Source organism: Streptomyces sp. NPDC107521 (genome assembly GCF_055598485.1).
Window position 1 is genome coordinate 576,503 of sequence record NZ_JBVKAT010000002.1, and the last position, 12,648, is coordinate 589,150.

11 protein-coding genes are annotated in these 12,648 nt (G+C 75.3%); 2 read left to right on the plus strand and 9 right to left on the minus strand.

All coding sequences use genetic code 11. From position 1 onward, the window contains the following. Positions 1-10: 10 nt before the first annotated feature. Positions 11-730 (plus strand): ABC transporter permease subunit, encoded by a 720-nt coding sequence (locus tag ACZ7LB_RS05575; RefSeq protein ID WP_471465508.1) that lies wholly within the window; start codon positions 11-13, stop codon positions 728-730. A 466-nt stretch (positions 731-1,196) separates the two neighbouring features. Here ACZ7LB_RS05575 and ACZ7LB_RS05580 read toward each other — a convergent pair whose 3' ends face one another. From ACZ7LB_RS05580 to ACZ7LB_RS05620, 9 genes are all read right to left on the minus strand, one after another. Then, on the minus strand, positions 1,197-2,039 hold the full coding sequence (locus tag ACZ7LB_RS05580; protein WP_471465509.1) for an HAD family hydrolase: 843 nt from the start codon (positions 2,037-2,039) through the stop codon (positions 1,197-1,199). Next, positions 2,036-3,313: a serine--tRNA ligase gene (gene serS, locus ACZ7LB_RS05585; protein WP_471465510.1), complete on the minus strand. Its 1,278-nt coding sequence runs from the start codon at positions 3,311-3,313 to the stop codon at positions 2,036-2,038. Before serS ends, ACZ7LB_RS05580 begins: the two co-directional genes overlap by 4 nt. Positions 3,314-3,971: 658 nt before the next feature. Next, positions 3,972-4,904 carry a prephenate dehydratase gene (gene pheA, locus ACZ7LB_RS05590; protein ID WP_471465511.1) on the minus strand — a complete coding sequence of 311 codons (933 nt, stop codon included), beginning with the start codon at positions 4,902-4,904 and terminating at the stop codon, positions 3,972-3,974. 126 nt (positions 4,905-5,030) lie between these two features. Then, a complete protein-coding gene (gene efeB / locus ACZ7LB_RS05595; RefSeq protein ID WP_471465512.1) occupies positions 5,031-6,359 on the minus strand; it encodes an iron uptake transporter deferrochelatase/peroxidase subunit in 1,329 nt (442 codons plus the stop codon). 8 nt (positions 6,360-6,367) lie between these two features. After that, complete coding sequence (locus ACZ7LB_RS05600; RefSeq protein ID WP_471465513.1) at positions 6,368-8,374, minus strand: copper resistance CopC/CopD family protein; 2,007 nt, start codon at positions 8,372-8,374, stop codon at positions 6,368-6,370. A gap of 137 nt (positions 8,375-8,511) precedes the next feature. Continuing rightward, complete coding sequence (locus ACZ7LB_RS05605) at positions 8,512-8,985, minus strand: copper chaperone PCu(A)C (protein ID WP_471465514.1); 474 nt, start codon at positions 8,983-8,985, stop codon at positions 8,512-8,514. After that, positions 8,982-9,635, minus strand: a complete 654-nt coding sequence (locus ACZ7LB_RS05610; RefSeq protein ID WP_471465515.1) for an SCO family protein — start codon at positions 9,633-9,635, stop codon at positions 8,982-8,984. Before ACZ7LB_RS05610 ends, ACZ7LB_RS05605 begins: the two co-directional genes overlap by 4 nt. Before the next feature lie 123 nt (positions 9,636-9,758). Continuing rightward, a complete protein-coding gene (locus ACZ7LB_RS05615; protein ID WP_471465516.1) occupies positions 9,759-10,514 on the minus strand; it encodes a YcnI family copper-binding membrane protein in 756 nt (251 codons plus the stop codon). 168 nt (positions 10,515-10,682) lie between these two features. After that, the gene (locus tag ACZ7LB_RS05620; RefSeq protein ID WP_471465517.1) at positions 10,683-11,510 is read right to left on the minus strand and encodes a hypothetical protein; all 828 of its coding nucleotides are present in this window, start codon (positions 11,508-11,510) and stop codon (positions 10,683-10,685) included. 628 nt (positions 11,511-12,138) lie between these two features. Between ACZ7LB_RS05620 and ACZ7LB_RS05625 the strand changes: the two genes are divergently transcribed. Next, positions 12,139-12,603: an ATP-binding protein gene (locus tag ACZ7LB_RS05625; RefSeq protein WP_471465518.1), complete on the plus strand. Its 465-nt coding sequence runs from the start codon at positions 12,139-12,141 to the stop codon at positions 12,601-12,603. Positions 12,604-12,648: the final 45 nt, after the last annotated feature.

Consider the following 12,648-nt stretch of genomic DNA (forward strand, 5'->3'; position numbering starts at 1 on the left):
GAGGCCCAGCATGTACGACCCCACAGTCGCCCGGCTCACCTACCGGGCCTTGCTCGGCCGCCGCCGGGCGCTCATCCTGGGCGCGCTGCCCCTGCTGCTGATCGTCATCGCCGTGGTGGTGCGCGCCCTCACCGGGGCCGACGACCAGACGGCGGCGGACGTCCTCGGCGGGTTCGCGCTCGCCACCATGGTGCCGATCATCGGCGTCATCGCCGGCACCGGGGCCATCGGCCCCGAGATCGACGACGGCTCGGTGGTGTACCTGCTGTCCAAGCCGGTCAAGCGGCCGACGATCATCTTCACCAAGCTGATCGTCGCCGTGGCGGTGACGATGGCCTTCTCCGCCGTGCCCACCCTGATCGCCGGGCTGATCCTCAACGGCAACGGCCAGCAGGTCGCCGTCGCCTACACGGTCGCCGCGCTGGTCGCCTCCATCGCCTACGCCGCGCTGTTCCTGCTGCTGGGCACGGTCTCCCGGCACGCGGTGGTCTTCGGGCTGGTCTACGCCCTGGTCTGGGAGGCCCTGTTCGGCTCCCTGGTGCCGGGCGCCCGCACCCTCAGCGTCCAGCAGTGGTCGCTGGCGGTCGCCCAGAGGACCGCCGACGGGCAACTGGTCGTCTCCGACGTGGGGCTCCCCACGGCCACGGTGCTGCTGGTCGCGGTCACCGTGCTGGCCACCTGGTACGCCGGGCGCAAGCTGCGCACGCTGACCATCGCCGGCGAGGAGTGACGGCCCCCTCCGGCCGGGGCGCGGGCCACGCGGGGCGGCCTTGCCGCCCGTGGCTTACGTCCGCTTTTAATCGGTGGCGTCCGGCCTCCCGGCACCGGCATGGTGGTGGGGCACGAGGCCGGACGGCGCCGGTGTCCGGGCGGCCACTTCGAGCACGCGGGACATCCCGCGTGGGCCGTCACGGAGGGGATCTCCGGCGCCGTACGGCTGCCGTCCGCCGGACGCGCGGCTCCTTGTGGGCGGGTCCGCCCGCGCGGTGCGAGAAGCGCGCGGAAGGGGCCGGGGCAGCCGTGCGGGGGAAGGTCCGCCCGGGCCGTGGGGCCCGGATCCGCGCGGGTCGCGGGGGACGGGCCGCAGGGTCCGCGCGACGCCGCGGCACGTGCGCGGGTACGCCGCCGGGCCGGGGTCGCCGGGGCGGCGCCGCGCGGGCGGATGCCGCTCTCAGCCGTGCGGGCCGGTGCCGCTCTCAGCCGAGCAGGCGCTCCAGGACGACCGCGATGCCGTCCTCCTCGTTGGAGACCGTCACCTCGTCCGCGACCGCCTTCAGCTCCGCGTGGGCGTTGGCCATCGCCACGCCCCGGGCCGCCCAGCCGAACATCGGCACGTCGTTGGGCATGTCGCCGAAGGCGATGGTGTCCGCGGCCCGCAGCCCGAGCCGCCGGGCCGCCAGCGACAGGCCGGTGGCCTTGCTCAGGCCCAGCGGCAGCAGCTCCACGACCCCGGGGCCCGCCATGGTGACGGTGACGAAGCCGCCCGCGACCCGCCGGGCCGCCTCGGCCAGCTCGTCGTCGGACAGGGCCGGGTGCTGGATGTAGATCTTGTTCAGCGGCGCCGCCCAGAGCTGGGACGCGTCGGTGAGCGGCACCGTCGGCACGTCACCGCCGACCTCGTAGCCCGGGCCGGCCAGCACGTCGCCGTCCAGCCCGTCCCGGCTCGCCGCCAGCAGCAGCGGGCCGGTCTCGGCCTCGATCTTGGCCAGCGCCACGGCGGCGAGCTGCCGGTCCAGGGTGACCGAGGTCAGCAGCCGGTGCTCGCCCGCGTGGTAGACCTGCGCGCCCTGGCCGCAGACGGCCAGCCCCCGGTAGCCCAGGTCGTCGAGTATGTGCCGGGTCCAGGGCACCGATCGTCCGGTGACCACGAGGTGGGCGGCGCCCGCCCCGGTGACCGCCGCCAGGGCGTCCCGGGTGCGCCGCGAGACCGAGTGGTCGCCGCGCAGCAGCGTCCCGTCCAGGTCCGTCGCGACCAGCGGGTACGGGAACCCCCCGGGCGCGGTGGCGCCGGGGGCCCCGCCGGCGGTCGGCCGGCTCACTTGGCCACCGGTTCCAGGATCTCCCGGCCGCCCAGGTACGGGCGGAGCACCTCGGGCACGCGCACCGAGCCGTCGGCCTGCTGGTGGTTCTCCAGGAGGGCGACGATGGTGCGCGGAACGGCGCACAGGGTGCCGTTGAGCGTGGCCAGCGGGCGGACCTTCTTGCCCTCGCGGACGCGGATCGACAGCCGCCGGGACTGGAACTCGGTGCAGTCCGAGGTCGACGTCAGCTCGCGGTACTTGCCCTGGGTCGGGATCCACGCCTCGCAGTCGAACTTGCGCGAGGCGGAGGCGCCCAGGTCGGCCGAGGCGACGTCGATCACGCGGAACGGCAGCTCCAGGGAGGTCAGCCACTGCTTCTCCCACTCCAGCAGGCGCTGGTGCTCGGCCTGCGAGTCCTCGGGGAGGACGTAGGAGAACATCTCGACCTTGTCGAACTGGTGCACCCGGAAGATGCCCCGGGTGTCCTTGCCGTGCGAGCCGGCCTCGCGGCGGAAGCACGGCGAGAACCCGGCGTAGCGCAGCGGCAGCCGCCCGGCGTCGAGGATCTCGTCCATGTGGTACGCCGCCAGCGGCACCTCGGAGGTGCCGACGAGGTACAGGTCGTCCTTGTCGAGGTGGTACACGTCCTGGGCGGCCTGCCCGAGGAAGCCGGTGCCGGCCATGGACTGCGGACGCACCAGCGCCGGGGTGAGCATCGGGGTGAAGCCGGCCGCCGTGGCCTGCGCGATGGCCGCGTTGACCAGGGCCAGCTCCAGGAGCGCGCCGACGCCGGTGAGGAAGTAGAAGCGCGAGCCGGAGACCTTGGCGCCGCGCTCCACGTCGATGGCGCCGAGCAGGTGGCCCAGCTCCAGGTGGTCGCGGGGCTCGAAGCCCTCGGCGGCGAAGTCGCGGTGGGTGCCGTGCGTCTCCAGGGTGACGAAGTCCTCCTCGCCGCCGACGGGGACGTCGGGGTGGACGAGGTTGCCCAGCCGCTGGAGCAGCTCCTGGGTCTCGGCGTCGGCCGCGTCACGGTCCGCGTCGGCGGCCCTGACCTCGGACTTGAGCTGCTCGGCCCGCCTGAGCAGCTCGGCCTTCTCGTCGCCGGCCGCCCGGCCGATGAGCTTGCCGAGGCCCTTCTGCTCGGCCCGCAGCTCGTCGAAGCGCACGCCGGACGAACGGCGGCGCTCGTCGGCGGACAGGAGGGAGTCGACGAGGGCGACGTCCTCTCCACGGGCGCGCTGCGAGGCGCGCACTCGGTCGGGGTCCTCACGGAGCTGGCGAAGGTCGATCACGCCTCAAGGCTACCGGTGCCCGGTGCCGGCCCACGACCCGCTTTCCGGGGAGGCGTCCGCGGCCGTGTTCCGGCCATCCGCCGACGGTCTCCGGGCCGCCTCCGGCCCGTCCCCCGGGACGGGCCGCCGCCGCTCCTCCGCCCGTCAAGGAAATCCCGCGGCTTCACCGGAACGAGGCGGACCGGCATGCCCGATTGACCGGATCGCCTTGCGGGGGGCGGGAGTTGGCGGGGGCCTGTCCACAGAACCGGACGGATGCGCAGAGTTATCCACAGCCTGTGTGGAACATCTGTGGATGCTGGACGCCCCTCTTCCGGGTCATGTCCCCAAACCGCCCGCCCCTTCTCTTTCGGGTGAAATCGGCACACTCGCCGTCACTCCGGAGGATGGAGGGCGAGGGGTGGGTGGACGAGGGGTGGCGGGAAGGTCCGAGTGGAGCAAGAGTGCCCGAAGGAGGATATGTCGACTGAATCGCCCTACGGTGTCGACTTGTCCCCAGGTCGAGATGGGCACCTGTGGATAACTTCTGTGGACAACGACTATCGACAGATATGGCCGGTTCGGCGGCCGTGCCCGCTCCCGTGAGCGCCGCGGGCAGGACCCCGGAGACCGGTGCGGCCGGACCGTCCGCCGACGGGGCCGCACCGGGGACCGGTGATCAGAACCGGCCGTCCTGGCACCGGGCCACCCAGTCCGCCGCCGCCGCGAACTCCTGGTCCGAGGTCCCCGGCCGCAGCTCCGGCGCGTTCGCCGGGTCGGCCTCCGCGCGCGGGTACGAGCCGAGGAAGCGCACCTGGCGGCAGACCCTCTTCAGCCCCATCAGCGCCTCGGCCACCCTGCGGTCCGCGATGTGCCCCTCGGCGTCCACGCAGAAGCAGTAGTGCCCGATCCCCGCCCCGGTGGGCCGGGACTGCAGCAGCATGAGGTTGATGCCCCGGGTGGCGAACTCGCCCAGCAGATCGCGCAGCCCGCCGGGGTGGTCGTCGCGCTGCCAGAGGACCACGGACGTCTTGTCGGCGCCGGTCGGCGCGGCCGGCCGGGCCGGGCGGCCCACCAGCACGAACCGCGTCTGGGCGTTCTCCGCGTCGTGGATGTCGGACTCCAGGACCTCCAGCCCGTACCGGGCCGCGGCGAACTCACCGGCGAAGGCCGCGTCGTACCGGCCCTCCTGCACCAGCCGCGCGCCGTCCGCGTTGGACGCGGCCGACTCCCAGGCGACGTCGGACAGGTGCGCCTTCATCCAGTTGCGGACCTGCGGCTGGGCCGCCGGGTGGGCGGTCACCGTCTTGATGTCCGAGAGGCTCGTACCGGGGCGGACCAGCAGCGCGAAGGTGATGGAGAGCAGCACCTCGCGGTAGATCATCAGGGGCTGCCCGGCGACCAGCTCGTCGAGGGTGGTGGTGATGCCGCCCTCGACGGAGTTCTCGATCGGCACGAACGCGGCCTCGGCCTCACCGGTGCGCACCGCGTCGAGCGCGGACTGCACGGAGACGTACGGGACCAGCTCCCGGGTGGCCGTCTCCGGCAGGGTGCGCAGGGCCACTTCGGTGAAGGTGCCTTCGGGACCGAGATACGCGTAACTGGCTGGCATGGGCTCACCTTAATGGGCCCCGGCCGGCCCGGCGCACGCTTCCGCGCCCCGTCACCCCCCGGGCGCGGGCGGGCCGGACCCGGGGCGGGGCGGGCCGCCGGGGCGGTGCCGTGACGGTGCCGGGGGTCAGCCCTCCAGCAGTGGCTGCCCCACGTACTCGCCCCGCCGCGCCCCGCCCGGCACGGCGAACAGGCCGCTGGACTCGTGCCGGAGGAACGGCGTCAGGGCGTCCCCCCGGTCGAGCTTCCGCTGCACCGGCACGAAGCCGCGCAGCGGATCGGCCTGCCAGCAGACGAAGAGGAGCCCCGCTTCCGGGGTACCGTCCGGGTCGAAGCCGTCGTGGTAGGAGAACGGGCGGCGCAGCATGGTGGCGCCGCCGTTGCGGTCGGGCCGGGTGATCCGGGCGTGCGCGTTGATCGGCACGACGAGGTTCCCCTCCGGGTCCGTCTTCTCCAGATCCATCTCGGTGGTCTCGCCGCCCCCGGAGAGCGGCGCCCCGTCGGCCTTGCGGCGGCCGATGACGTCCTCCTGGGCCTTGACGGAGAGCTGCTCCCAGTCGTCCAGGAGCATCCGGATGCGGCGCACGACCGCGTAGGAGCCGTTCGCCATCCAGTCGGGCTTCCCGTCGCCGGGGCGGCCGGGGACGAAGACCCGGCCGAGGTCGTCGCCAGTGGGGTTGCGGGTGCCGTCGACCTGGCCCATGAGGTTGCGGGTCGTCATGGGCCGGGCGGTGGCGCCCGGCGAGCGGTTGAAGCCGTTCATCTGCCAGCGCAGCCGGGCGGCCGATCCGGCGTCCCGCTGGATCGCGCGCAGGGCGTGGAAGGCCACCAGGGCGTCGTCGGCGCCGATCTGCACCCAGAGGTCACCGTCGCTGCGGGCCCTGTCGAGATGGTCGGAGGAGAAGTCGGGCAGCGGTGCGAGGGCGTCCGGCCGCTGGGCCTCCAGCCCGGTGCGCCCGAAGAAGCTGTGCCCGAACCCGAACGTCAGCGTCAGGGAGGACGGCCCGGCGTCCCGGGCCACATCCGTGTCGCCGGACCCGGCGGGCTCGCCCTCCATCAGCCGCCGGGCCGTGTCCGACCAGCGGCGCAGCAGCGCGGCGGCCTCCCGGCGCCCCGCGCCCGCCGCGAGGTCGAAGGCGGCGAGATGGCCGCGGGCCTGCATCGGGGTGGTGATGCCGGGCTGATGTTTCCCGTGAAACATCGCCCGCCCCTCGCCCAGCGAGGCGAGCGGTACGGCCCCGGAGGGCGCGGCGGTGTACCCCACGGCACCGCCCGCCGCGCCGAGCACGAGCCCGCTCGCACCGGCGGTGCCGAGCAGCCGCCGCCGCGAGATGCCGGCGCGGGGTGCTCCGGTGCCGGCGGCGGTGGCCGGGGAATCGGCGCCGGCGCCGGTGTCCGTGGTGCCCGCGCGGTCACCGGTGGTGCCGCGGGACGAGGAAGGGGACTGGTCAGCCATGGTGCGGTTCAGCCGATCTGCGCGTTCTTCGAGACGGTCACCTGGTCGACGTCGGAGGTGCGTACGGTCACGGCGACCTCCCAGTCACCGGCCATCGGGATCTGCACCCCGCTCGCCGACCAGTGTCCGGTGGTGATGCGGTCGGGCACCACGGGCAGCGGCCCGACACCCTTGCTCTTCAGGGTGAAGGCGACCTTCACCTCGGGGACGTCGTACGCGGTCCCGTCCGGCCGCAGCACGTACAGGTGGACGGCGTTGCCGCCGCTGCGCCCGGGGTCGAGGTCGATCCTCGCCTCGCCCTTGCCGTCGGCGCCGCCGGTGTCGAAGGGCAGGGTCAGCGAGACCATGCCGGGCACGGTGGGGGACGCGGTGACGGTGCCCCCGCCCGCTGCCCGGGCCTCCAGCTCGGTGCGCCCCGGCTCGGTCTGGGTCAGGGCGGTGGTGACGGCGAGCAGGACGACGGCGACACCGGCCTCGATCAGCACCGAGCGGCGCAGACCGGAGCGGTGCGGATCGGCGTCACGCAGCCGCTTGCGCCGGGCGGCGTCCACGGCCGCGCGCTGCCGGCCCAGCTGGGCGGCCCGTCGCGCGTCGCCCGCGTCCCCGGCGGCGCCGGACGGGTCCGGGCCCGTCCCGCCGGGGGAGGCCGTACCGGCGGCGCCGTCCGGGTCCGTACCGGCGGTGGAACCGCCCGGGCCCGTGCCGGCGCCGGCCGCGCCGACCTCCTCCCGTACCCGCGCCTCCCCGGCCGCGCCCTCGGCGGCGCCGGCGTCCGCGGTGGCGGGCTCCGGCCCGGCGATCCGCCCCGTCCACCGCTGGGAGAGGCGGGCGAGGGCGAGCAGCACGGCCACGAGCCCGAGCTTGGCCAGCAGCAGCTGCCCGTAGCGGGTGTCGATGAGCGCCGTCCAGGAGCCGAGCTGCCGCCACGACTGGTAGACGCCCGTCACGACCAGGACGACCACGCTGCCGAAGGCCACCCGGGAGAACCGGCGTACGGCGGAGGCGGGCACCGGCGTGTCGGAGGGCACCCGGGAGAGGGCGGTCAGCAGGGCGGTGAGCCCGCCGAACCAGGCGGCGACGGCGAGCAGGTGGAGGATGTCCACGGGCATGGCCACCCGGGCCTGGAGCCCCACGGAGGCGTGCTCGGCCAGGGCCCAGCTCGCGGCGAACCCGGCCGCCACGGCCGTACCGCCGATCGCCAGACCCACGGTCAGGCGGCGTCTCTCCGCGCCCTCCCGCTTGGCATGGGCGCCGAAGAGCACGGCGACGAACAGCGCCGCCCCGCCCAGCAGCAGCAGCCGGAAGACCAGCGCCGCGCCCGCCTTGGTCCCCAGGACCTGCCCCAGCAGCTCCAGGTCGAGGATGTCCCCGGCCTTCCCGGACCCGGTGTAGGAGCCGCGCAGCAGGAGCAGCAGCAGGGTCGCCGAGGTCAGCGCCAGCCAGCCGGAGACCACCAGCCGTTGCAGGACCCGCGCCCCGGAGCCGCCCGGCCAGCAGGCGAGCACGAAGGCGGCGCCGCCGGCCAGCACGATGAACCCGGCGTAGGACACATAGCGTCCGAGGCCGTACAGCCAGCCGACGGGGCCGCCGCCCGCGCCCTGGCCGGAGACCTGGACGGTGGTCTCGGAGGGGGCGCCGATGGAGAAGGTGTAGGCACCGGCGACGGGGTGGCTGTCGGCGGACACCACCTGGTAGGCCACCGTGTAGGTGCCGTCGGACAGGTCCGGGCGCAGCTTCACGGTGTAGCTCTTGCCGCTGCCCGTGGGGCCGCCGGTGTCGACGCGTTCGCCCCCGGGGTCGAGGACGCGCAGCGAGTCGTCGTCCACGGAGACCGACTCGGAGAAGCTCAGTGTCACCCGGGCCGGTGCCTTCTCGACCACGGAGCCCTGCGCGGGGTCGGCGGTGGTCAGTGCCGCGTGGGCGGCGGCCGGACCGGCGCCCGCGAGCAGCGCGCAGGCCGCGGCCAGGAGCAGCAGCACCAGGGTCCGGACGCGCGGGGCGATGGACTGAATCACGATGGTCCCTCCCTCGGTTCCTCGGTGTCTCTCGGTGGTTCTCGTGGTGCGCCGCCGGTCCCCCGGGGATCCCCCGGTGGGCGGCGGGCGACGGCCGCCGGGCCGCCGCGGGGTCCGCCGCTCGTGGCGGACCGTCGTCAGTGCCCGGACGTCCCGGTCCGCCCGGCGGGCCGGTAGGTGGGCGGCTTCACCGGCAGCTCGACCGTGAGCGGGCCGGACCGGGCGAACCGCAGCTCGACCGCCACCGTCTCGCCCTCCTGGGGCCGTCGCCGCAGGTTCTCGAACATCAGATGGCTGCCGCCGCTCTCCAGCACCAGCCGGCCGTGCGCGGGGACGGGCAGGCTGTCCGCCTTCTCCATCGCGCCGTCGACGGTCCGGTGCACGCTGACGTCGCCCGCGTCGCTGCTGACCGAGGTCAGCTCGTCCCCCGTACCGCCCTTGTTGGTGATGACGAGGAACCCGGCGGCCATGGTCGGCGAGACCGGCCGGGGCATGTAGGCGGAGCCCGCGGACAGCTCGGCGGGGGACGGCGACCCGCCGTCGGAACCGCATCCGGCGAGGAGCAGGGCCAGGGCCCCGGTCAGCGCGGCGGCGGCGGAGCGGCGGTTCACGGGTTCTGCCCCTTGACGAGCTTGGGCAGGTCCTTGATGTAGTCGTCGACGGTGGTGTCCTCGCCGTACAGCACGTACCCGCCGTCGGTCTTCGGCGAGAAGGCGATGACCTGGGTGCCGTGCATGGAGACGATCTTGCCGTCCTTGTCCTTGGTGGACGGCTCGATGGAGATGCCCATGGAGCGGGCGCCCGCCTGGATGGTGTCGAAATCCCCGGTCAGCCCGATGATCTGCGGGTCGACGCCCTTGAGCCAGGTGCCGAGCGCCTCGGGGGTGTCCCGGTCGGGGTCGGTGGTGACGAACACGACCTGGAGGGCGTCCTGGTCCGCCTTGGACAGCTTCTGCTTGGCCACGGCGATGTTGCTCATGGTCAGCGGGCAGACGTCGGGGCAGTGGGTGTAGCCGAAGTAGACCAGGGTGGGCCGGCCCGCCGTCCGCTCGCGCAGGTCGTACTTCTCGCCGCCCGTGTCGGTCAGGATCAGGTCCGGCTTCTCGAACGGCTTGTCCAGGACGGTCGCCGCCTGCTCCGTGGTGTCCTCGGACACCACGGTGACGGGGGAGGCGCCGTCGCCGGAGTCACCGCCGCAGGCGGTCAGGGTCAGGGTGGCGGCGGCGAGCAGCGCGGCGGCCGCGAACGTCTTCTTGCGCATGGAGAGATGTCCCAGGGTGAGAGGTGCTCCGCCGCGCGCCGGGGGCCCCGCCCGAGGGGGCGGGGCGTCCGGCGCGCGCCGGTGAGGGGCGGGCCGCCGCGGCGGCCCGCCCCCGCGGGATGGTTATGCCGGGCCCCCGGTGGAGCGCCGGCGCCCGGCCAGTACGGCGTAGGCGACGCCCACGACGCCGACGACGATGCCGACGACGCCGAGGACTCGGGCGGTGGTGTCGCTGCTGTCCCCGGAGGCCGGTGCCGCGGCGGTCTCCGCGGTCTTCCCGGCGTCCCCGGCCCCGGCGTCGTCCGTGTCGGCCTTCGCGCCGGAGGCGCCGTGGCCGTCGGCCTCGGGGGCCGTCAGGGTGAGCACGGGCGCCGGGTTGTCGGGCTCGTCCTGGCCCTCCTGCGGCACCTCGATCCAGCGCACGACGTCCTTGTCGGAGTACGTCTGGACCGCCTTGAACACCAGCTCGTCGGCGTCCTCGGGCAGGGTGCCGACGGAGACCGGGAACTTCTGGAAGAAGCCGGGCTCGATGCCGGCGCCGTCGGCCGTCCACGTCACCTTGCTGACGGCCTCGGCGATCTTCTTGCCGTGCATCTCCAGGGGCTTGTCGAGCTTGGCCTTGGTGACCTTCGCCGTCCAGCCGGGCACCGGCTGCGGCATCACGGAGGCCAGCGGGTGGTCGGCGGGGAAGGTGACCTCCAGCTTGGTGGTGGAGGCGTCGTCGCGCTCGTTGGGGACCTTGAAGTCGACGACCGCGTAGCCGCCCTTGGCGGCGGTGCCCTCGGGCTGCACGCTGACGTGCGCGGACGCGGGGGCGGCGAGGGCCAGCGCGGCGATGCCCGCGGTGGCGCCGACGGCGGCGATACGGGAAAGCTTCATGGAGGAGTGCTCCGCTTCGCTGGGGGCGCACGGTCTGCCGTGCGTCCCGGTGGGAATGGGGGGAGGGCGCGCGGACGCGCGCGGGCCGCACGACGGGCGGCCCCGGCTCCCCCGCTCCGGCCCGAGGAAGGCAGGCGGAAGCGGAGACGGAACGGTGGTCGCGTCGCGTCAGGCGGCGAGGGCGAGGCGGTGCGGGGGCCCCCGGCGGATCACCGTGTGCTGGAGCGCCACGGTGTGCGGCCGGGCCGGGGACGGCAGCGCGGTGCGCGCCGGACGCGGGCCCGTGCGGGGCGCCCCGGCGAGACCGGCGTGCAGGGCCCGGACCAGCGCGAGCAGCGCGCGCAGCGCCCGGACGGACGCCCGCTCGGCCACCGCGCGGGCGGACTGGACGGACAGCCCGGCGAGCCGGGCCAGGGCCAGGTCCCCGTGGCGGAGCAGCCATCCGGCGGCGACGGCGGCCAGGACGTGGCCGAGCAGCATCGGCAGCGACGGCAGCAGCGCGGCCGGCGCACCCGCCGCGGGCATCGCGTCCGCAGGGGCGCCCCCCGAGGCCGTGCCGCCCGTCCCGTCCGGGAGGATCCGGGCGTCGGTGAGGATGCGCTGCGCCTGCGCCGGGCTGATCGCCGCCACGGCGGTCCCGCACATCAGGCGGGCGGCCTGCCGCACCAGCGAGGCGTCGGACAGCGCGCCGTTCGTGGCGGCGGTGGCGGTGCTGGTGCCGTGCTGGCCCAGCCCGAACACCATGTGCAGGGCGGTCTGGCCCACCGCCAGCAGCGCGGCGATCCCCGGCAGCGAGCGCACCCGCCCGGCCAGCGGGGCGGCGACCAGGGCCACCCCGAGGAAGCCCACGCCCAGCGACCACACCGGAACGGTGGCGCAGGAGGCGAGGCTGTGCCCCGCCGCGGCCAGCACGACGCAGACCGCGGCGAACACCGCGGCCCGCAGGAACCGGGGGCCGGTTCCGGAACGCGCCGGAGGCGGGTGGGGGGCAGTCATGGCGGGCCCATCATCCCACTGGTGCCCCGCGCTTCCCACGGCAGGTCCGGATGGCGCCGTCCGATCCGGTTGATCATGGCCGGTCCCGTCCCGTCCCGCCCCGTCTTGCCCCGCTCCGCCCCGTCCCCCGGGTGGCCGTGGCGCCCCGGAGGCCCGTCCGCCGTGCCTCACCCGCCTTGCCTCGCCCGCCGTCCCCCACCCGCCGTGCCTCGCCGCGCCGACGATCCGTGATGTCCCCGCCCCGACGGGCCCCGCGCCGGACGGCCGAGGGGCCTCCGGGCGCGCGGACCCGCCGGTTCCCGCGCCCGCGGACCCGGGCGGGCCGAGCGGGGCGCCCCGGGGCCGGCGCAGGGTTCCGTCGCCCGTCGCCCGGAGTGCCCGGGGCTCCCGGACCGGTCCGCTCCCCGGGCCCGCGGCCCCGCCGGACCCGCACGGCGGCGCCATCCGGGGCGTCCCCCGGGGCGTCCGCCGGTGGCTCCCGCCGGGCCTTCCCGCGCCCTCCCGCATACACCCGGGACCGGGGCGCGCGCGTCGGCCGGACGGGCGTTCTCCCGTCGGGACCGTGCTTACCTCCCGGTCCGGAGGGCAATACGTAACGGTATGTCGAGCCGGGCCGGGAGGCTGGAGCATGAGCATCTGGTGGTCACTCCATCTGCGGTGCGAGGCTGCGAGCGTGCCCCTGGCCCGGCGGCTGCTGATCGGCACCATGGAGACCGCGGGCGTCGATCCCGACATCTCCTTCGATCTCTCGGTGGCGCTCGGTGAGGCCTGCGCCAACGCCGTCGAGCACGGCGGGGGCGACGCGCCGGGCGGCCCGTCGGAGGCGTACCGGGTCACGGCCTACCTCGACGGGGAGCGGTGCCGGATCGAGGTGGAGGACACCGGGCCCGGCTTCCCCGCCGGCGTGTCCGGCCGTCCGCCCGCCCCCTGCCGCTCCGTGCCGGCCGACGCCGAGCACGGGCGCGGGCTGGGTCTCATCCGGGAGCTGGCGGACCACGTCCACGTCGGCAGCGCGCCGGGCCGGGCGGGGGCCGTGGTGAGCTTCGACAAGATGCTCAAGTGGCGCGAGGACGCCCCACTGGTCGCCGTCTGACCCCCGCCGGACGTACCGGCCGGGCGCGCCCTCCGGAGCGCGCCC